Raw genomic sequence first — 21,454 nt, forward strand, 5'->3', positions numbered from 1 at the left:
TGGCAATTTCCATTGATTTAGGGTAGTTGCGCCCCCAAGCAAACAATTGCTGCGTCTCGGAGAGCATTTCGACAGTCCCTCTACGACGCAAAACGCAGCGTTACAAGGAAGTCTTATGGTCAAGGTCATCGCCTCTTCGGTCCGCAAGGGCAACGTTCTCGACGTCGACGGCAAGCTCTACGTCGTTCTCACCGCCGCGAATTTTCATCCGGGCAAGGGTACTCCGGTCACCCAGGTCGACATGCGCCGCATCGTCGACGGCGTGAAGGTGTCCGAGCGCTGGCGCACCACCGAGCAGGTCGAGCGCGCCTTCGTCGAAGACGTGAACTTCCAGTACCTCTATGAAGATGGCGAAGGCTTCCACTTCATGAACCCGGCCACCTACGACCAGGTCGTCGTCGACGTCGAAACCATGGGCGACCAGAAGGCCTATCTCCAGGAAGGCATGACCTGCATCCTGTCGATCCACGAAGGCATTCCGCTGGCCCTCGAACTGCCGCGTCACGTCACGCTCGAGATCACCGAGACCGAGCCGGTCGTCAAGGGCCAGACGGCATCGTCTTCCTACAAGCCCGCCATGCTGTCGAACGGCGTCCGCACCATGGTGCCGCCGCACATCAACGCCGGCACCCGCGTCGTCATCGCAACGGAAGACAACTCCTACGTCGAGCGCGCCAAGGACTGAGCCTCAGCCGCCTTGCTTGCATTGAGAACGCCTCGTCGCCGCGACGGGGCGTTTTGCGTTGTGGAGGAATTGAAGCCATCCCAGAGCCTGGGCAACGCCGGCGAGATCTAACGATCACGTCACGGCGCGTTGGCTTTTTTCTCATCCTTCTGTTCCGCATCGGCGGTTTCCGAAGGCGCGGCCATCTCGATGCCATGCTCCTGCGGGGCCAAAGTCTGCAGATGCAGAACCCGCGGTGACATGGCGTGCATATAGGCATCGGAGCGGCCGATATAGATCATCGTCGCATCCGCGAGCTCGGCCAGCATTGCGCAGGCCTTTGCCTGAACTTCGGCCTCCAGCCCCTCGAAGGCATCGTCAAGGACGATCCATTTCGGCTTCGCCAGCAACAGATGCGCAAAACCGACGGCTTTCTGCTCCTCGGTATCCAGCAGCCGGTCCCAGCGGGCTTGCGTGTCGAGACGGCTCTTCAGACGGCCGAGGCCCACCTTGTCCATGACCGCATCAACGGCGGCATCGTCATAGGCGTCCCCATCGTCCGGGAAACAGATTGCCTCCCTGAGCGTACCGGTCGGCACATAGGGCGTGTGCGGCACGAACAGCATGTCTTCCATCGGCGGCAGGCTGACCGTTCCGGCGCCGTTGTACCATTGATGCGCCAGCACCTCGAACAACAATCTCCGGTTCACGCCATGATCGCCGTTGATCATGATGTGCTCGCCGGCATTGATGGTGACCGTGCCCTCGGCGATCCGGAAACCGTTCTCCGTCGCGTCGTCGTTGGTCTTCGTCGATACCTCCAGGTCGGTCCACACCATGGTACCGGGGGCTGCCCTGTCGAAAACGAGGGTATGCGGCATCGGCGTCTTGTCATCCATCTCCGTCAGCGCCTTGCGGAAATCGGTGACGCGCATGAGCGTGGCGCGCCACTCGGCGATCGGGCCGAAATTGGCGACATACCAGCGCAAGGCCGAATTGACCTGGTTGAATGCGCCGACGGCCACCATCAGCTGACCGAACGTCAGCCCGCCCGAGAAATAGGCGGGGGCGGCGACAAGGATCGGGATGATGAGCACCAGCCAGCCGTAGCCGGCGGAAACCCAGGTGAGATTGGTATTGGCGATGGCAAGCTGACGGATGACGCCAAGCACGGCGGAAATGTCGAGATTGATCCGCCGGCGCTCGTTCTCTTCGCCGCCGGCAATCGTGATCGCCGGCATGTGCTCGTTGGCATGCATCAATGCGAAGCGCAGCTCGGCTTCCTTCGAATAGCGATCGGCATTCAGCCGCACGAGACGGCGGCCGACGAACTGGCTGAGGAACGAGGCAGATCCGGCATAGAGGATCGCGGCCCAGACCATGTAGCCGGGGACGGAGAAATTCATGTCCCTGAAATGGAACACCATGCCGCTCGACAGCTCCCAGAGCACGCCGATGAAGCTGAGCAGCAGGATCGTCGCCTGCACCAGCCCGATGGCGAGACCTGTCGTGCTTTCGGCGAGATTGCGGGCATCCTCGTGCAGCCGCTGATCGGGATTGACGCCGATCAGGCCCGAGGAGGCAAGCCGAAGCGCGCGCTTGGCCTGCAGCCATTGGTTTACCAGATCCCTCGCCAGACCCTCGCGCATGTAGAGCGCCGTCATCTGATTGAGCCAGGCCTGGATGACGTTGAGGACCAGAAGCGAGCCGGCGATAATGCCGAAAACGCCGAGCTGGTGGAAGAAGGCGGAGATATCGCGCCGTGCCAGCGAATCGTAGAAAGGAGCGTTCCAGTTGTTCAGCAGCACCTGGACATAGGCGGTGACCAGGATAATCACGAAAAGCGCGACGGTAAGCGAAATGATCTTGATGCGTACCGGCGAATTCCAGAAAGCGGAGAACATCATTCTCAGCCGAAAGAAAAGGCTCAAATCGTACCCGACCTGCTCGTTTCCCTGGATATTCGGCTTAGCTTGCGTTTCAACTGCCATCAGCACTTCCCTGCGACGCACGTCCGTCAGTTAATCATGACCCGCCCTCATGTCCATCCTTCAATAGATCGATGCGATCACGTTCCTATATACACGGTTTCACGCCTTGAACCGAATAAGGTCAGCAATTAGCTTGCACCTGAAAGATTGAGAAAGCCTTCCGATGCAATTTCAGGGAACAGCCGATTATATCGCCGACAAGGATCTGATGGTCGCGGTCAATGCCGCCATCCGGCTCGAGCGCCCCCTTCTGGTAAAGGGTGAACCGGGGACTGGCAAGACGGAGCTTGCCCGCCAGGTGGCGGCAGCGCTCGGCCTCGAACTCATCGAATGGAACGTCAAATCGACGACGAAGGCGCAGCAGGGCCTTTACGAATACGATGCCGTTTCGCGCCTGCGCGACAGCCAGCTCGGAGACATCAGAGTTCACGACGTCGGCAACTACATCCGCCAGGGCAAGCTCTGGCAGGCCTTCACCTCGGCGCAGAAATGCGTGCTGCTGATCGACGAGATCGACAAGGCCGACATCGAGTTCCCGAACGATCTGCTGCAGGAACTCGACCGCATGGAATTTCATGTCTACGAGACCGGCGAGACCGTCCGCGCGGCCGTCCGCCCGATCGTCATCATCACGTCCAACAACGAGAAGGAGCTGCCGGACGCCTTCCTGCGCCGCTGCTTCTTCCACTACATCCGCTTTCCCGACATGGAGACGCTCGCCCGCATCGTCGAGGTGCACTATCCCGGCATCAAGCAGACGCTCGTGCATGCCGCGCTGACGCAATTCTTCGAAATCCGCGACGTGCCGGGCCTGAAGAAAAAACCCTCGACCTCCGAAGCGCTCGACTGGATCCGCCTGCTGGTCGCCGACGACGTCGATCCCGCCACGCTGCGCGCCGATGCGAAGAACGCACTGCCGAAGCTGCATGGCGCGCTGCTGAAAAACGAGCAGGACGTCCACCTCTTCGAACGGCTGGCCTTCATAGCGCGGGGGCAGGGGAAGTAGAGCAACGGCGTAATCGGGTCGGAGCGCTTCTGGATCATCGACACGTGAGAATCGGCGGAAGCTGATATGGCGAGTTTAAATATAAAACATGGCGACAAGTTCACCTGGACTTATGCCCTCTGGTTCCTACCAGTGTTGGCGCAGCCATGGGTTGGCTGGTTCCCCGCTGGATGGAATTGGTGGGGCATCGATCTCTTAGCGTGTCTAGTGCTCACGATTGCAATTATCGTTTCTCTTTGCGTCAATTCAATACGTCGCCGCTGGCGGCGCGTGATATCGCTTTTAGCTACTCCGCTTTTTCTGCTGATTCCACTCGCTCTTCTTGCAGCTGCTGGCATAACTCCCGACAGGGTGAGATTTGCTTTAACTCAAAGCGCATACCTAACGGCAATCCGGCAAAGCGGCACGCAAAGTACAGAGCCCCGCTTCAACACGTTTGTCTGGGATGACACTTTTATTTCAAAGGCTTATGTGTTTCTCGTTTACGACGAGAGCGATGAGATTGGCTTGCCCATCGGTCAACAATCAGAAGCTTGGCACCAACGCATTCAGAAAGCGTGTGACAAAAGCAAAGATTGTGTAAATCTCAATGCTCAGCCGGACGAATACATTCGCGTAGAGAAGCTTAGCAATCATTTCTATCTTCTAAGCTATGATTTCCCGAATGCATTTCCATAGCTATCTGCGATGCCATCCGCGCCATCTTGAACATCTGCAACTGATAACCGACATCAGGACGCGGCCGCCAATCCGCCTCCAAGCTTGCCCATTGACCCGCCGGGACAGCAGGTTTATGGATTTCCCCTTGTGGTGATTTGGCCGGCCGGCTTGCAGCCACGTTAAATAAATCGCTAAAGGGCCGCGTGCGGACCGGTAGCGATTCATGATCGCGGCCGGTTTTTTTGTATTTGGTCGAGTGAAACGATGCCCATCAAGATTCCCGATACGCTGCCCGCGTTTGAAACCCTCCAGAGCGAGGGGGTGCGGGTAATGACCGAAACGGTGGCGTTCCGTCAGGATATCCGCCCCCTTCAGATCGGGCTTCTCAACCTCATGCCGAACAAGATCAAGACCGAGGTCCAGATGGCGCGCCTCGTCGGCGCCTCGCCGCTGCAGGTGGAGTTCTCGCTGATACGCATCGGCGGCCACAAGGCCAAGAACACCTCCGAGGAACATCTGCTCTCCTTCTACCAGACCTGGGAAGAAGTGAAGCACCGCAAGTTCGACGGCTTCATCATCACCGGTGCGCCGATCGAGCTGCTCGAATACGAGGACGTGACCTACTGGGACGAAATGCAGCAGATCTTCGAATGGACGGCCACCAACGTCCATTCGACGCTCAACGTCTGCTGGGGCGCGATGGCGGCGATCTACCACTTCCACAAGGTGCCGAAATATACGCTCAAGGAAAAGGCGTTCGGCGTCTATCGCCACCAGAACCTGAAACCCTCCTCCGTCTACCTCAACGGCTTTTCCGACGATTTCGCCGTGCCGGTTTCACGTTGGACCGAGGTGAAGCGCGCCGACATCGAGAAGGTGCCCGGCCTGCAGATCCTGATGGATTCGAGCGAAATGGGCGTCTGCCTCGCGCATGAACAGGCCTGTAACCGGCTCTACATGTTCAATCATGTGGAGTATGATTCCACCTCGCTGGCGGACGAATATTTCCGGGATGTGAATGCGGGCGTGCCGATCAAGATGCCGCACAACTACTTCCCGCACAACGACCCGGAAATCGCTCCGCAGAACCGGTGGCGCAGCCACGCGCACCTGTTCTTCGGCAACTGGATCAACGAGATCTACCAGACCACGCCGTATGATGTGGAGGAGATCGGCCAGGAAAGGGCATAGGCTTGTTCATTCCCTTCTTCCTGAAACTGAAGGAAGCGAAGGTGCCGGTAACGCTCCGGGAATTCCTGTCGCTGCTCGAGGGGATGGAAGAGGGAATTGCCGACTATGACGTCGAGGCCTTCTATTATCTGGCGCGCACGACGCTCATCAAGGACGAGCGCTTCATCGATCGCTTCGACCAGATCTTCGCCGATTACTTTCGCGGCGTCGAGGCGATCGGCGGCAATGCCGACGCGGAAGCGGTCGAGGCGACCGCCATTCCCGAGGAATGGCTGCGCAAGCTCGCCGAGCGGCATCTGACCGAGGAGGAAAGAAGAGAGATCGAGGCGCTCGGCGGCTTCGACAAGCTGATGGAGACGCTGCGGCAACGCCTCGCCGAGCAGAAGGGCCGCCATCAGGGCGGCTCGAAATGGATTGGCACGGCAGGCACTTCGCCCTTCGGCGCCTACGGCTACAATCCGGAAGGCGTGCGCATCGGCCAGGAAACATCGCGCCATCGCCGCGCGGTGAAGGTCTGGGATCGCCGCGACTTCAAGAATCTCGACGACGGCGTCGAGCTCGGCACCCGCAACATCAAGGTAGCGCTGAAGCGCCTGCGCCGCTGGGTGCGCGAGGGGGCCACCGAGGAGCTGGATCTTTCCGGCACCATCCGCTCCACCGCCGAGCATGGCTATCTCGACGTCCAGACGCGGCCGGAGCGCCGCAACGCCGTCAAGCTCCTAATGTTCTTCGATGTCGGCGGCTCGATGGACGACCATATCCGCGTGGTGGAAGAGCTGTTTTCCGCCGCCCGATCAGAGTTTCGCCACATGGAATATTTCTACTTTCACAACTGCCTCTACGAGGGCGTGTGGAAGGACAATCGCCGCCGGCGCGTCGACATCACCGCAACGACGGACCTGATCCGCACCTTCGGCTCCGACTACCGCGTCGTCTTCGTCGGCGACGCATCGATGAGCCCCTACGAAATCACTCAGGCCGGCGGCTCGGTGGAGCACTGGAACAAGGAAGCGGGCGAAGCCTGGCTCGCCCGCATGACCGGCCATTTCCGCAAATGCATCTGGATCAACCCCGTGCCGGAGAACTATTGGGGCTATACGACCTCGATCTCGATCATCCGCCGCCTGATGACCGATCGCATGTATCCCCTGACGCTCGGCGGGCTGGAAAAGGCGACAAGGGAATTGTCGCGGTAACATTCGCACCTCCGACCTTACCCTAACCCTGTCTGTCGCACACATTGCATGCGTTTGGTGCAGTCTGTGAACCATGAGGCAGAGCCTGGGGGCGATAGCAGCCCCATGCCCCGACATTTCGCCATCGGACCGGTTGCGGAACGACGAGAATGGGGGCAGGGTCTGGCCACATATATTCGATAGCCATGGAAGAGCTGATATGACGGAAAGCACTTTGCAACGGGAAGTTTTTGGGACGACGGCCGATGGCGATACCGTCTATCGCGTCAAGATCGTCGGTGGCGGCCTGACGGCGCATATCATGTCGTGGGGCGCGGTCATCCAGGATCTCCGGCTTGACGGCCACGAGCCGGCGCTTCTGCTCGGTTTCGACGATTTCGCCGACTACCCCCTCCATTCCTCCTATTTCGGCGCCACGCCGGGACGCTGCGCCAACCGCATCGGCGGCGGCCGTTTCACGCTGGACGGCAAGCAATACCAGCTCGAACTCAACGAGAAGGGCGTCACGCATCTGCACGGCGGCAAGGACAACACCGCCAAGCGCAACTGGACCATCGTCGAGCACGATACCGACCGCGTCGTCCTGAAGATCGTCGACCCCGACGGCCGAGCCGGCTATCCGGGCAACTGCACCATCCACGCGACCTATCGGGTGCATGGCAACGGCGAGCTGACGGTGACCTACGAATCGACCACCGACCAGCCGACGCTCGCCAATGTCTGCCAGCATGCCTATTTCAACCTCGACGGCCGTGACGATGCCCTCGGCCACGACATCATGATCGCCGCCGACCATTATACGCCGACGGATGACAAGCAGGTGCCGACGGGCGAGATCCGCTCGATCGACGGCACGGTGTTCGATTTCCGCGAGATGACGCCAATGAAGCGCTTCGAGGGCGGCGAGCAGGCTCTCTACGACCACAATTTCTGCCTCTCCGGCGAACGCAGCGCCAAACGCTCCGTCGTGCTCGCCCGCAGCGTCAATTCCGGCGTGTCGCTGGAAGTGCGCACCACCGAGCCCGGCGTGCAGTTCTACACCGGCTTCAAGCTGAACGTGCCGGTTCCCGGCCATGACGGCCGCAAGATCGGCCCGTTCGCCGGCTTCTGCCTGGAAACGCAGGTCTGGCCCGACGCCATCAACCATGAAGGCTTTCCCAATGCCGTGCTCCGCCCGGGCGAGGTATTGCGGCAGGAAACGGATTATATCTTCACCAAGAACTGAGCCGGGCATGTCCGCTCTTCTGAAACTCGGCCGGGCGTTCGTAGCGCCCGGCCGATTCTTTTTCAGCCATGCAGGCAGATTCACCTTGTGAATTGGTTCTAAATAGGTTCTATATAGCGCTCATGGATAGAACCAGTTTGATCGCCGAATTGAACAATCGCGGCCTTGGCGACGGGACCGGGAGCGGGCCGCTCTACAAGCGCCTGGCACAGGCGCTGACAGGTCTCGTCCAGGAAGGGCTGCTGAAGTCGGGCACGGCTCTGCCGGGCGAGCGGGATCTTGCCGGAGCCCTGCAGATCGGTCGCGTCACCGTGCGAACCGCCTATCGCGACCTGCTGGCTTCGGGCGTCATCGAGGCCCGCCATGGCAGCGGCACCTTCGTCTCGCAGCATGTCGAACGCATCGAGCAGCCGCTCTGGCGCCTCTCCTCCTTTTCGGCCGACATGCGCTCGCGCGGCCGCGAGCCGGCGGCGCGCATCCTGTCGCGCACCGTCAGCGCCCCGGCCCCGGAAGAATCCTTCCTCCTCGGCCTCAGCGTCGATGAACCCGTCCTGCGGCTCGACCGACTGCGCCTTGCCGACGGCCAGCCGCTCGCCATCGAGCGCGCCGTCGTGCCCGTCAAGTTCCTCGGCGAGGATGCCGTGTCCCAAGGGTCGCTCTACGATGCGCTGGCGGCCAACGGCTTCAAGCCCGTACGCGCCCAGCAAAGACTGACGGCCGTGACGCTGGACCCGACATCCGCATCGATCCTGACCGTCAAGGCCGGAGCGCCGGCGCTTCTGATCGAGCGCGTCTCTCGCCTCGCAGACCAGCGCGTCGTTGAATATACCCGCTCGCACTATCGCGGCGATGCCTATGATTTCGTTGCTGAATTGAGAATTGGAGATGACCTATGAGCAAGACCCAGTCCCTGATGCTGACGGAGGCCGGCCAATCGCCTGAGGTGGTTGCGACGCTGCTTGAAAAGGAAAAGCCCGCCTTCGCCGAGATCGCGAAGCTCTTCTCCTCGGGCCGTCCGTCGCTGATAACGACCGCGGCGCGCGGCTCGTCCGACCATGCCGCCACCTTCTTCAAATATCTCTTCGAGATATCCTGCGGCATCCCGGTCGCCTCCGTCGGCCCATCGATCGCCTCGGTCTACGGTGCGCCCCTCCATCTGAAGGGCGGTATCCACTTCACGGTGTCGCAATCCGGCGGCAGCCCTGACATCATCGCGCTGCAGGCCGCTGCCAAGAAAGGCGGCGCAACCACGATCGCCGTCGTCAACGTCACCGACAGCCCGCTTGCCAAGGAAGCGGACATCGTGCTCGGCCTCAACGCCGGCAAGGAACAGAGCGTCGCCGCGACGAAATCCTTCATCGCGTCGGTTGCAGCGCTGGCCGGCGTCACCGCGGCGATTTCTCAGGACAAGGCGCTCGTCGATGGCCTTGCAAAGCTGCCGGAGGCGCTTGCCGCGACCTCGGGCATCGATGGCAAGGCTGCCGAAGACGTGCTCTTCAATGCGTCCTCGCTCTATACCGGCGGCCGCGGCCCCGCCTTCGCCATCGCGCTCGAAGCGGCGCTGAAGGCCAAGGAAACCGCCGGCCTGCACGCCGAAGCCTTCTCGCTGGCCGAACTCATGCACGGCCCGATGCGCCTCGTGCAGCCGGGCTTCCCGATCGTGGCATTCTCGCCCGACGATGCCGCCTTCGCCAACAACGCGCAGGCCCTCGAGCGCCTGCAGAAGCTCGGCGCAACCGCCGTCTCCTTCTCGACCGCGCCGCTCGCAGGCATCAATCTGCGCATGCCGACCACCGGCAACGGCCTGCTCGATCCGCTGGTGTCGCTGCTATGCTACTATCGCCTCATCGAATCGGTGACGCGTCGCAAGGGCTTCGACCCGGACAAGCCGGCTAACCTTCTCAAGGTAACGGAGACCATGTGATGGATTACAAGGTCTTTACCGGCGCCCGCATCTTCGACGGCGACCGTTTTCATGAAGACAGCGCGCTTGTGGTCGGCAACGGCCGCATCCATGCCATCACCGGCGCCAACGATGTGCCCGACAATGCCGAGACCATCCGCCTGAACGGCGGCGTCCTGGCCCCCGGCTTCATCGATGCCCAGGTGAACGGCGGCGGCGGCCGCATGCTGAACGACGAGCCATCGCCCGACTCCATGTACATGATTGCCGCCGGGCACCGCCCCTACGGAACGACATCGGTGCTGCCGACGCTGATAACCGATGTCGCGGCGGCGACAATGGCGGCGATCGAAGCAGCGGTCGAGGCCGTGAAGACCAATCGCGGCGTCATCGGCCTGCATCTGGAAGGCCCGCATCTGGCGCCGGCCCGCAAGGGCGCACACCTCGCCGAGCTGATGCGTCCGGTCGAAGACAGCGACGTCAAGACCTTCATTCGCGCTCGCGAGGCGATCGGCACCTTGTTGATCACCATGGCGGCAGAACAGGTCACCGAGCGCCAGGTACAGGCGCTGAGCGAAGGTGGCGTCATCATCAGCCTCGGCCACAGCGACTCCACCACCGAAGCCGCGAATGCGCGTTTCGATGCCGGCGCCCGCGGGGTAACCCACCTTTTCAACGCCATGAGCCAGATGGGCCATCGCGCGCCCGGCCTCGTCGGCGCGGCGATCGACCATCCCGCCGCCTGGTGCGGCATCATCGCCGATGGCCATCACGTCGAGCCGACGGCACTGCGGATCGCGCTGCGCGCCAAGCGCGGCGAGGGCCGGCTGTTCTTCGTCACGGATGCCATGTCGCTCGTCGGCACCGACCTTCCGAGCTTCACGCTGAATGGCCGCACGGTCTACCGCACCAAGGGCGGCTATTGCTCCAAGCTGACGCTGGACGACGGCACGCTCGCCGGCTCGGATGTCGATATGATCTCCACGATCCGCTATGGCGTCAATTTCCTCGAGTTGCCGCTGGCCGAAGCCCTGCGCATGGCGACCTCCTATCCCGCCCGCTTCCTGCGGCTTGCCGATCGCGGTCACCTGACGCCGGGAACCCGTGCCGATCTCGTTCACATCAACGACGGCATCGAAGTCACCGAAACCTGGATTTCCGGCCAGCCTTCGGCCTGACACAGCAAGCGAGGAAGCGCGGCATGACCGCAGTCACGGACAGCTATTTCTCCGCCCTCATCGGCCGGCTGGAAACCCTGCGCGAAGCGCTTGCCGAGCCCATGGCCAGGGCTTCGGAAGCCATCTGCGCGGCCGCGCGCGGCGACCGCCGCGTCTACGTCTTCGGCACCGGCCATTCGCATATGCTGGCGGAAGAGGTCCATTATCGCGCCGGCGGCCTCGCCTTCACCATTCCGGTGCTTGTGGGATCCGCCATGCTGCACGAGGGCGCCGTCATCAGCTCGGTCTACGAGCGCACCGAGGGGCTCATCCGCCCGATCTTCGAGCGCTACGGCATGCAGCCGGGCGACGTGCTGATCATCGCCTCCAACTCCGGCGTCAACGCCGCTCCACTCGAAGCGGCGGACTATGGCCGGGAAATCGGCGCCACGGTCATCGCCATCACATCGCTTGCCTATTCGGCTGCCATTGCCAACGGACGCAGGAAGCTCGCCGATATCGCCGATATCGTGCTGGATAACGGCCTGCCGCCGGGCGACGCCATGATCGACCTGCCGCGCACCGGCTTGAAGGTCGGCCCGGCATCGACGGCCGTCGGAACGACGGTGCTCAATGCCATATTCGCCGATGTCGCCGCCGAGCTCTGCAAGGATGGCGATCCGCCGGTCTATCTCAGCGCCAACATGCCGGGCGCCAAGGAAATCAACCAGCAGCTGGTCAGGAAATACCGGCCGCGCAATCCGCATCTCTGAACGATTGGCGGATTTCCGTCCTTGATTGCGGAAAAACGGAAAAATGGCGCGGCCGAGCGATTCCCGTGAAACGCTCGGCCGCCTTAGAGCTTTTCCGCTTTTCTTCGAATCGCGAAAACTCTCTATCCCTTTGTTTTTACGCAATTCCGGACGGAAAACCGCGATGCGTTTTTCCTGGAATTGCTCTAGCCGATATCATTGCGCCGCCGCGTCGGTAGCCGAAGGCTCCTGTGTGGCGGCCTCCACCTTCTGGCGCCGCCGGCGCAGGACGACATAAAAGACGGGCGTCAGGAACAGGCCGAACAGCGTCACGCCGAGCATGCCGGAGAAGACGGCCGTGCCGAGCGACTGACGCATTTCCGCACCCGGACCGGTGGCGATCATCAGCGGCACGACGCCGAAGATGAAGGCGAAAGCCGTCATCAGGATCGGGCGCAGGCGCAGGTGGCTGGCCTCGATCGCCGCTTCCACCGCGCTTTTTCCTTCGAGCTGCGCCTGCCGGGCAAACTCCACGATCAGGATCGCGTTCTTGGCCGCAAGGCCGATCAGCACGATCAGGCCGATCTGCGTCAGGATGTTGTTGTCCATCCCCCTCAAATGCACGCCGATCAACGCCGCCAGAACCGCCAGCGGCACGATGAGGATGATGGCAAGCGGCAGGATCCAGCTTTCATACTGCGCCGACAGCGCCAGGAAGACGAAGATGACCGACAGGGCGAAAATATAGATCGCCGTATTGCCGGTATGCTTCTCCTGATAGGCCAGTTCCGTCCATTCGAACGTCGTGCCGGAAGGCAGCAGGTTCTTTGTCAGCCCCTCCATGACGTCGAGAGCCGTACCGGTGGAGACGCCCGGCCCCGGGTTGCCCTGGACGGGAACCGAGACGTACATGTTGTAGCGCTGCACGAGCGCCGGTCCGGTCGTGTCCCGGATATCGACCAGAGTGCCGAGCGGCACCAGGGCCCCGGTCGCCGAGCGCACCTTCAGCGCCAGAATATCCTCCCGCTCCATGCGATATTGCTGGTCGGCCTGCGCCCTCACCTGGTAGACGCGACCGAAAGCATTGAAATCGTTGACGTATGATGTGCCGAGGTTGATCGACAGCGTCTCGAAGATATTCGGAATCGGCACGTTGAGCGCACGCGCCTTGTCGCGGTCGATGGCCAGGAAATATTGCGGGCTGTTGGCGGAGAATGTCGTGAAGACACCGCTGACGCCCTTGTTCTGCGCGGCGGCCCCCATCAGCTGGTAGGCAAGCGGCAGGATGCGGCGCATGTCCGGATTTTCGCGGTCCATGATCTGCATCTTGAAGCCGCCCGAATTGCCGACGCCACGGATCGAGGGCGGCGGAATGGCGATGATGAAGGCCTCCTGAATGCCCTGGAGGCCGCCATAGAGCGACCCGATGATCTTGGTGGCGGTATCTCCGGTTTTAAGCCGCTCCTCGAAAGGCTTGAACGGCGTGAAGATGACGCCGGAGTTCGAGGCATTGGTAAAGGTCGCACCGTTGAAGCCGGCGAAGGCGACCGCATTCGCGATGCCCGGCGTCTTGTCGATGATCTCGGTCGCCCTCTGTATGACGGCATTCGTGCGCGCGAGCGAGGCCCCGTCAGGCAGCTGGACGACGACGATGGCATAGCCCTGGTCCATTGTGGGAACGAAGCCCTGCGGCACGATCCTGCCCATGTACCAGGTGCCGGCCAGCAGCGCGGCAAAGACGAGAAGCGCGCAGGCGAGAGCCGTCCAGGTGGTGACGAGGTGCCGCACGATCCAGGAATAGCCGCCGCTCATGCGCTCGAAACCACGATTGAACCCGTCGCCCAGGGCCCGGCCGAAGCGGGCGAAGACGTTGTTGGATTTCTCGTGGCTGTGCGGGCGCAGCACGATCGCGGCAATCGCCGGCGACAGTGTCAGCGAGTTCAGACAGGAAATCGCCGTCGCGACCGAAATCGTCACGGCGAACTGCTTGTAGAACTGCCCGGAAATGCCCGGAATGAAGGCGGTCGGCACGAACACGGCGATGAGCACCAGCGAAATCGCCAGGACGGCCGTGCCCACCTCGTTCATCGTTACATGCGACGCCTCCTTCGGCGTCATGCCGAGCGCGAGATTGCGCTCGACATTCTCCACCACCACGATCGCATCGTCGACGACGATGCCGATGGCCAGCACCAGGCCGAACAGTGTCAGCATGTTCAGCGAGAAGCCGAAGGCCAGCAGGAAAGCGAAGGTGCCGATCAGCGAAACCGGGATGGCGATGATCGGGATGATCGCCGTCCGCCACGATTGCAGGAAGACCAGCACGACGATGGCAACCAGTACCGCCGCCTCGAAGATCGTCTTGTAGACCTCGGTGATCGATTCGGAGATGAACTCGGTCGGGTTGTAGATGATGCGATATTCGAGACCCTGCGGAAAATCCTGCGCCAGATCCTGCATGGTCTTCTGGATATCGGCGGCGGCGGCAAGCGCATTTGTGCCGGGCCGCGCGAAAACGCCGAGAGCGACCGCCGGGTTGCCGTTCAGATAGCTGTTGGTGACATAGTCCTGCGCGCCGAGCTCAATGCGGGCGACATCCTGCAATTGCACGAGACGGCCGTTGTCCGTCGCTTTGACGATGACATAGCGGAATTGCCGCGCATCGGAAAAACGCCCTTGCGTCGTCACCGTGTATTGGAAGGCATTGGTGCCCGAGACGGGCGGCCCGCCGATCGTGCCGCCGGAGACCTGCACGTTCTGGTCTCGCAGCGCCTGAACGATGTCGCCGGCGGTCATGCCGTAGGCGGCAAGCTTTTGCGGATCGAGCCAGATGCGCAGCGAATATTGCCGCTCGCCGAAGAGCTGCACATCGCCGACGCCGTCGAGGCGGACGAGGATGTCGCGGATTCGCGTGCGGGCGTAGTTGGAGATGTAGAGCTGGTCGTAGCGATTGTTCGGCGACAGAAGATGCACGACCATCATCAGGTCGGGCGAGCTCTTGACCGTGGTGATGCCGATGCGGCGGACATCGTCGGGCAGGCGTGGCTCGGCGATGGCGACGCGGTTCTGCACCAGCACCTGCGCCTTGTCGAGATCGGTGCCGAGCTTGAAGGTGATCGTCAGAGCCATCGAGCCGTCGGCGCTGGAATAGGAGGACATGTAGAGCATGTCCTCGACGCCGTTGACTTCCTGCTCGATCGGCGTCGCCACCGTGTCGGCGATGGTCTGCGCGTCGGCGCCCGGATAGGACGTGCGCACCACGATCGTGGGGGGCGCGACTTCGGGATATTGCGCCACCGGCAGCTGGAAATAGGCGATGCCGCCGACGATCAGCAATATGATGGACAGGACCGACGCGAAAATCGGCCGGTCGACGAAGAAGTGGGAAAACCTCATTGGCTCGTCCCCTGTGCATCGGCCTGGGCCGGCGGCTCGTCATCCGTCGCCTGTTGCGGCAGCTCGATCAGCTGCGGCGTCACCTTGACGCCCGGACGGATACGCATCAGCCCGTTGACGACGATCGTCTCGTCGCCGGTCATGCCGTCGCGGATGACGCGATAGCCATAGAGTTTCGGCCCGAGACGCACGGATTTGGGCGTAACGTTGCCCGCGGTGTCGACCGTATAGACCACACGCTGGTTCTGATCCGAGCCGATGGCTTCATCGGGAACCAGGATCGCCTTGTAGCTGTTGGATCCCTGCACCTGGATGCGTCCGAACAGGCCGGGCTGAAGAACGAGATCGGGGTTCGGAAACCTGGCGCGGACGCGGATCGTGCCCGTTTCGTTGTCGACGCGGTTTTCGGCAAAGTCGAGCTTGCCCTTGAACGGCTTCTGCCGCGAATCGGCAATCGTCACGGCCACGTCAAGTCCGCCGCCGCCCTGCTGCAGGGCGCTGCCGTTCTTGCGCGCCTCGTCGGCATAGGACAGCAGGCGGCGTTCGTCGACATCGAAGTAGAAATCGATGGGATCGAGCGAGACGATGGTCGTCAGCACCGTCTGGTCGGCCTGCACGAGATTGCCGACCGAGATCAGCCGGCGGTCGATGCGGCCACTGAGCGGCGCGGTGATCCTGGTGAAATCCATATCGAGATTGGCGCGGTCGACGGTCGCCTGCGCACCCCGCACATTTGCCTGGGCGGAAATCAGATCGCGGCGGCGATCATCAAGCGTCGATGCCGACTGGCTGCCCGTCGTCGCCAGGGATTCGGCGCGCTTGAACTGCGCATCGGCAAGCGTGAGCGACGATTTCGCCACTTCCAGCGCCGCCGTCGATTCGTTCAGCGTGGTGATGAAGGGCCGCTGGTCGATGACGAAAAGCAGGTCGCCCTGCTTGACCATCGATCCGTCCTTGAAATGGACCTCCTGCAGATAGCCGCCGACCCTTGAGCGCACGGAGACCTCATCGACCGCCTGGAAGCGCCCGATGAATTCGTCGCTGTCGACGACCTCGCGGACGACCGGCTTGGCGACGGTGACGGGTGGGGCCGGCGGAGCGCTCTGCGCCAAGGCCTGAGCACTCGAAAAAGCGGTAGTAAGACAGATGAACAAAACGGCACGCGGCAGCATCGGCATGAAGCCCCCCTCGAAAAACCGCGTACGGCAAGAAGCGCCGTCATCACGGTAAGCGCTCACGAAATTTGCCTGCAACTTTCCGCGAAGGACCTGTCGCCACTTGGCGCAATGCTATCAGGTCACTTCGGACTTTCCCAACATGCGCCACAGGTCTCTTCAACCCGGGTATCATCCGGCCTCAGGGCCGGCACCACGCGCTCATGTATAAACGGTTTATCGAATTCGACAACAGGCAATGAAGCGATAATGCCCGCAACCGCTTGTTTTTCCTTGCAGAGAAGGAGGCTATCAGGATAAAGCGCAAGGGCTCTCAGCCCTCCAGCTCCTCGCGCAGCATTTCGAGCTCGAGCCACTCCTCTTCCATGCCCACAAGGCCCTCCCGCAGCTTTTCCATCTCCGCCGCAAGGCGGTTGAACGTCGCGGGATCCTTGGAGAACAGGTTCGGATCGGCCATCTTCTTCTCGCGGGCGGCAATCTCGGCTTCGGCCTTGGCCATTTCCTTCGGCAGGTTCTCGAGAGCGAATTTCTGCTTGTAGGAAAGCTTGCCCTTGCCCTTCATGCCATCGCCGCCGGAGGCCGCGGCTTCGGCCGACTTTGGCTTCTCGGCCGCCTTTTCCGCCCGCTTGCGCTCCTCTATGGCGCCCTTGCGCTGAGCGAGCATATCGGAATAGCCGCCGGCATATTCGATCCAGCGCCCATCCGGATCTTCCGGATTGGCGGGCGCGATCGTCGAGGTCACGGTGCGGTCGAGGAAATCGCGGTCGTGGCTGACGAGGATGACCGTGCCGGCAAAGCCGGAAACGATTTCCTGCAGCAGGTCCAGCGTCTCGATGTCGAGATCGTTGGTCGGCTCGTCGAGGATCAGGAGATTGGTCGGCCGCGACAGGATGCGAGCCAGCATCAGACGGGCACGCTCGCCGCCGGAGAGATTCTTGATCGGCGTACGCGCCTGCTCCGGCTGGAACAGGAATTCCTTCATGTAGCCGGTCACATGCCGCTGCTCGCCGTTGACGAGCAGGTTCTCGCCGCGACCGTCGGTCAGATAGTTGGCGAGCGTGTCTTCCGGGTTCAGCTCCTCGCGCTTCTGGTCGAGTGTCGCGATTTCCAGATTGGTGCCGAGCTTCACCGTGCCGCTGTCCGGCTCCAGCTGGCCGGTCAGCATCTTCAGCAGCGTGGTCTTGCCCGCGCCGTTCGGGCCGACGAGACCAATGCAATCGCCGCGATGCACGCGGATCGAGAACGGCGCGACGATGACGCGATCATCATACGCCTTGGTGATCTTGTCCGCCTCGATCACCAGCTTGCCGCTTTCCTGCGCATCGGACGCAGCCGCCTGCACGGTGCCCAAGGCTCCTTTGTGGCCGCGATAACGGGACCGCATGTCCTGCAGTTCGCCGAGCCGGCGCATGTTGCGCTTGCGCCGCGCCGTCACGCCATAGCGCAGCCAGTGTTCCTCGCGCTCGATCTGCTTGCCGAGCTTGTGCTGTTCCAGCTCTTCGGCCTCAAGCACCTGATCGCGCCAGGCTTCGAAGTAAGCAAAACCCCGGTCAAGCCGGCGCGAGGTGCCTCGGTCGAGCCAGACGGTCGCGGTCGAGACTTTCTCCAGAAAGCGGCGGTCGTGCGAAATGAGCACGAGCGCGCTGCGGCTCTTCTGCAGCTCGCCTTCCAGCCACTCGATGGTCGGCAGGTCCAGATGGTTGGTGGGTTCGTCGAGCAGCAGGATATCCGGCTCCGGCGCCAGAACGCGCGCAAGTGCGGCACGACGGGCCTCGCCGCCCGAAAGATTGTTCGGGTCTTCTTCGCCGGTCAGGCCGAGATGAGACAGCAGGTAAGTTACCCGGTAAGGGTCATCGCCTGGGCCAAGGCCGGATTCCGCGTAAGCTGCGACCGTCTTATAGCCCGCGAAATCCGGCGCCTGTTCGAGATAGCGCACGGTCGAGGACGGATGGCGGAACACCTCGCCCGACTGCGCCTCGACGAGGCCGGCGGCGATCTTCAAGAGCGTCGACTTGCCCGACCCGTTGCGGCCGACAAGGCAGATCTTGTCGCCCGGCTCCACCTGCAGACGGGCACCGGCGAGCAAAGGCGCACCGCCAAAGCTCAGGAAGATGTCGTCGAGTTTCAGAATGGGAGGGGCCAAGATCAGACTCCGGTAAGGTCATAAGGGCGGGCAAGAACGATCGCCCTGCCGCTGCCGAGCGAAAAACGCACATCGCCTTCCGCCACGTTGGAAATGGTGCGCGATGCGCCGAAGGGCAAATGAAAATCACGCAAGGGATATCGGGCATTCTCGATGAAAAGGCCCGTCAGATCGCTGAAGCCAAGGACCGAAAACAGCGAGCTGGCCGGCAGTGCGAGCGTGAGATCGCCCGGCGGAAGCGGCACGGCCTCCTCGTCGCCGGATGTCAGCAACACGTCGAGGCCTTTTTCGGCCAGATGAACGCCATAGAGCAGGTGCTGGATCGCATGGTCGGACCGCTCACCGCCCATGGCGCCCACGAGGATGAGCCTGACGGCGCCGCGCTGGATCGCCTCGGAAACGGCAATCTCGCCATCCGTCGCGGCCTTTGCCGCCGGATAGGGCTGTTTCGGAACATCCGGAAAGGCGTCCTGCAGATCGGCGGGCGTGGAATCGAAATCGCCGACCCAGAGTTCGGGCTCCACCCCGAGAGCAACCGCGTGGCGCATGCCGCCATCGGCTGCGATGAAGCGGCTGCCGGCAACGGCGGCGCGCAATCGCTCCGTCAGGCGAAGCTCGCCGCCGAGCAGAATGGTGAAGGTGGTGGACTGGCTCATGGGCCAAGCCCATAGCGCAAAGTCATGTCCCTAGGGAAGAGCGCCATACGCAAGAACGACCGTGCCGGGCGTTCAGTCGTCCGTTTCCTTGAGGCGCGCCTGGAAAACCTGCTCGTAGCCGGTGACGTATCGGTCGAACAGCAGCGAGAAGCTTTCGATTTCCTCCGGCGTCCAATCGGCAAAGATGCTGCCGATGACGGAATATTTCTGCGCCTGGATTTCCGACAGCAGCCTCTGGCCAAGGGCGGTGAGCACCACGACGATACGCCGCGCATCGGCTTGCGACGCCTTGCGGCGCAGGACGCCACGGGCCACCATGTCGGCAACGATGCGGCTTGCCCGCGACGGATCGATGCGGACCATCTCGGCGATCGTCCCGACGGTGACCTCGCCCGTCGCCTCCGCCTGCCTCACCACATCGAGCACGTCGAGATGCGAAAGCTCAAGCCCGGGCGCAACGCTCTGGATGGCGAGCCTGCCAATCATGCGCCGGCCGGTCAGCAGGCGCATGCGCGTCATCGCATGGCCGATGCGCAGAAGATTCTCGTCTTCGGTCGGCGGCTGGGCTTCAACTTCTCGTGTATTCGTCGCGGATGTCATCTTTCCACCATATCAGAGGGAGAAAGGAAATAAAACATGCAAACAGCATTCACTTGTCATTGACAATTATATGCTAATGGCACATATATCTCAAGTATGAAAACCGGGGCGCCCCGCGCATTCGATCGACCGCGCAGCGTTTCGGCCAAGCTCGGATTTCTTGCTCCATGGACATGCAGACAACGTTCGCGCCGCTCGTGGCGGATCATAAACGGCGGCTTATCCTCTTCCTGTTTCTGATGACTGCCATGTTCATGGCGACACTCGACAACCAGATCGTATCGACGGCGCTTCCGACGATCGTCGGTGAGTTCGGGCATCTGGAGCGCTTCGGCTGGATCGGATCCGCCTATCTTCTCTCGCTCTCAGCCGTCATGCCGGTCTACGGCAAGCTCGGCGATCTCTTCGGCCGCAAATATGTGATGATGACGGCAATCGCCATCTTCACCATCGGCTCCGCCGTCTGCGGCCTTGCCGTGTCGATGAATACGCTGATTGCCGCCCGCGTGCTGCAGGGCTTCGGCGGCGGCGGTATCATGGTGTCGATCTTCGCCGTCAACGCCGACCTTTTCGAGCCCCGCGAGCGCGCCCGCTACCAGAGCTATTCGAGCCTGGTGCTGATGGCCTCCGGCGCCATCGGCCCCGTACTCGGCGGCACCATGAGCGATCTGTTCGGCTGGCGCTCGATCTTCCTCGTCAACGTGCCGATCGGCTTCGTCGTGCTCGCTGGCCTTGCTTTCATGCTTCCCTATCGCAAGCCGGCCCGCCGCCCGAAGATCGATTACGCCGGCGCCATCGTCCTTGCCTTGACGACGACGAGCATCGTGCTTGCCGCCGACGGCACCGAGCTCTTCGGATCGCTGCTGTCGCCGCAATGCCTCGGCATCATCGCCTTCGGCGTGATCTGCGCCGTAACCTGGGTCTTCATCGAGCGCCGCGCGCCGGAACCGATCGTGCCGATGACGCTGTTCCGCAATCCGACATTCGGCCTGCTGCTGGTCATCTCGATCACCAGCGGCGCGGTTGCCATCGGCATGGTCAACTATTTCGCGCTCTTCCTGCAGACGACGACGGGCCTCTCGCCTTCGATGGCAGGGCTGCTGTTCATTCTGCTGACCGGAGGCCTCGTCTGCGGCTCGCTGTCCGCCGGCCGGCTGATCGCGGCAAAAGGGCGCTACAAGCCCTTCGCCGTCGCCAGCGCCGCCTGCAGCACCATCGCATTTGCCTCGCTCGCCTTCGTCCATGCGGGCACGCCCATCGTCTTCATCGGCGGCCTGATGCTCCTGCACGGCATCGGCATCGGCCTGGCACAGCAGGTTCCGGTCATCGGCGTGCAGAATGCGGCCTCGGCCCGCGACGTCGGCGCTGCGACCGGCGCCGTCACGCTGTCGCGCATGGGCGGCGCCTCCATCGCCATCTCCATCTATGGCGCCATCATCGCCGCCAAGCTCGGCAATGTCGGCGTCTCCATAGCCGGCGTCTCCGACATCGAGGAACTGACGCCGAAAATGATGGCCGCATTGCCGGAGGCGACCCGCGAAGCCGTCGCCAACGCCTATGCCAGCGCTTTCAGCCCGCTGTTCATGACGGCCGCGGGCATCTGCCTGCTCGGCCTTCTGACGGCGCTGACGCTGAAGAATGTGCAGCTTCCCGGCGCAACGAAGAAATTCGAAAGCCCGGCCGCCGCGCACGCCGCCGAGTAGCGCCCTCCCGCCTGCAATCGACAAGGGAATCATTTC

General features: G+C 62.2%; 17 protein-coding genes and 1 riboswitch. Of the genes, 11 read left to right on the plus strand and 6 right to left on the minus strand.

Translation table 11 applies throughout. The annotated features are described in order from the left end of the window. Positions 1-115 precede the first annotated feature (115 nt). Positions 116-685 (plus strand): elongation factor P, encoded by a 570-nt coding sequence (gene efp / locus ACQZ6J_RS15460; RefSeq protein ID WP_163987219.1) that lies wholly within the window; start codon positions 116-118, stop codon positions 683-685. A 119-nt stretch (positions 686-804) separates the two neighbouring features. Here the strand turns inward: efp and ACQZ6J_RS15465 are convergent, their stop codons facing one another. Continuing rightward, positions 805-2,655 (minus strand): ABC transporter ATP-binding protein/permease, encoded by a 1,851-nt coding sequence (locus tag ACQZ6J_RS15465; protein WP_163987220.1) that lies wholly within the window; start codon positions 2,653-2,655, stop codon positions 805-807. Between the two features lie 163 nt (positions 2,656-2,818). On the opposite strand from ACQZ6J_RS15465, the gene ACQZ6J_RS15470 reads away from it, so the two are divergent. The 9 genes from ACQZ6J_RS15470 to ACQZ6J_RS15510 all read left to right on the plus strand — a co-directional run bounded on the left by ACQZ6J_RS15470 (position 2,819) and on the right by ACQZ6J_RS15510 (position 11,766). Continuing rightward, positions 2,819-3,661 (plus strand): AAA family ATPase, encoded by an 843-nt coding sequence (locus ACQZ6J_RS15470; RefSeq protein WP_449084689.1) that lies wholly within the window; start codon positions 2,819-2,821, stop codon positions 3,659-3,661. A 66-nt stretch (positions 3,662-3,727) separates the two neighbouring features. Then, entirely contained in the window at positions 3,728-4,339 is a 612-nt protein-coding gene (locus tag ACQZ6J_RS15475; protein ID WP_449084690.1) for a hypothetical protein, read from the plus strand. A 119-nt stretch (positions 4,340-4,458) separates the two neighbouring features. Continuing rightward, a riboswitch (SAM riboswitch) is annotated at positions 4,459-4,536 on the plus strand. A 49-nt stretch (positions 4,537-4,585) separates the two neighbouring features. Next, a complete protein-coding gene (gene metA, locus ACQZ6J_RS15480; protein ID WP_449084691.1) occupies positions 4,586-5,512 on the plus strand; it encodes a homoserine O-acetyltransferase MetA in 927 nt (308 codons plus the stop codon). Between the two features lie 2 nt (positions 5,513-5,514). Continuing rightward, complete coding sequence (locus ACQZ6J_RS15485) at positions 5,515-6,708, plus strand: vWA domain-containing protein (protein ID WP_449084692.1); 1,194 nt, start codon at positions 5,515-5,517, stop codon at positions 6,706-6,708. A gap of 199 nt (positions 6,709-6,907) precedes the next feature. Next, positions 6,908-7,933, plus strand: coding sequence for an aldose epimerase family protein (locus tag ACQZ6J_RS15490; RefSeq protein ID WP_449084693.1), 1,026 nt, complete (start codon positions 6,908-6,910; stop codon positions 7,931-7,933). Between the two features lie 122 nt (positions 7,934-8,055). Beyond that, a complete protein-coding gene (locus ACQZ6J_RS15495) occupies positions 8,056-8,829 on the plus strand; it encodes a GntR family transcriptional regulator (protein ID WP_163987225.1) in 774 nt (257 codons plus the stop codon). Next, complete coding sequence (locus ACQZ6J_RS15500) at positions 8,826-9,857, plus strand: SIS domain-containing protein (RefSeq protein WP_449084694.1); 1,032 nt, start codon at positions 8,826-8,828, stop codon at positions 9,855-9,857. Before ACQZ6J_RS15495 ends, ACQZ6J_RS15500 begins: the two co-directional genes overlap by 4 nt. After that, the gene (gene nagA / locus ACQZ6J_RS15505) at positions 9,857-11,014 is read left to right on the plus strand and encodes an N-acetylglucosamine-6-phosphate deacetylase (protein ID WP_163987227.1); all 1,158 of its coding nucleotides are present in this window, start codon (positions 9,857-9,859) and stop codon (positions 11,012-11,014) included. Before ACQZ6J_RS15500 ends, nagA begins: the two co-directional genes overlap by 1 nt. Positions 11,015-11,037: 23 nt before the next feature. Then, complete coding sequence (locus tag ACQZ6J_RS15510) at positions 11,038-11,766, plus strand: SIS domain-containing protein (RefSeq protein WP_163987228.1); 729 nt, start codon at positions 11,038-11,040, stop codon at positions 11,764-11,766. Positions 11,767-11,961: 195 nt separating this feature from the next. On the opposite strand, the gene ACQZ6J_RS15515 is transcribed toward ACQZ6J_RS15510, so the two are convergent. The 5 genes from ACQZ6J_RS15515 to ACQZ6J_RS15535 form a co-directional block, all read right to left on the minus strand. Further along, positions 11,962-15,141, minus strand: coding sequence for an efflux RND transporter permease subunit (locus tag ACQZ6J_RS15515; RefSeq protein ID WP_163987229.1), 3,180 nt, complete (start codon positions 15,139-15,141; stop codon positions 11,962-11,964). Then, positions 15,138-16,319, minus strand: a complete 1,182-nt coding sequence (locus ACQZ6J_RS15520; RefSeq protein WP_449084695.1) for an efflux RND transporter periplasmic adaptor subunit — start codon at positions 16,317-16,319, stop codon at positions 15,138-15,140. The genes ACQZ6J_RS15515 and ACQZ6J_RS15520 overlap by 4 nt, the downstream gene beginning before the upstream one ends. 310 nt (positions 16,320-16,629) lie before the next feature. Continuing rightward, positions 16,630-18,459 (minus strand): ABC-F family ATP-binding cassette domain-containing protein, encoded by a 1,830-nt coding sequence (locus tag ACQZ6J_RS15525; RefSeq protein ID WP_449084696.1) that lies wholly within the window; start codon positions 18,457-18,459, stop codon positions 16,630-16,632. Between the two features lie 2 nt (positions 18,460-18,461). Further along, positions 18,462-19,115, minus strand: coding sequence for a thiamine diphosphokinase (locus tag ACQZ6J_RS15530; protein ID WP_449084697.1), 654 nt, complete (start codon positions 19,113-19,115; stop codon positions 18,462-18,464). A gap of 72 nt (positions 19,116-19,187) precedes the next feature. Continuing rightward, a complete protein-coding gene (locus tag ACQZ6J_RS15535) occupies positions 19,188-19,715 on the minus strand; it encodes a MarR family winged helix-turn-helix transcriptional regulator (RefSeq protein ID WP_163987233.1) in 528 nt (175 codons plus the stop codon). 167 nt (positions 19,716-19,882) lie between these two features. Here ACQZ6J_RS15535 and ACQZ6J_RS15540 point away from each other — a divergent pair, with 167 nt between their 5' ends. After that, entirely contained in the window at positions 19,883-21,418 is a 1,536-nt protein-coding gene (locus ACQZ6J_RS15540) for an MDR family MFS transporter (protein WP_163987234.1), read from the plus strand. The last annotated feature ends 36 nt before the right edge of the window (positions 21,419-21,454 follow it).

This window comes from Rhizobium sp. A37_96 (genome assembly GCF_053521765.1).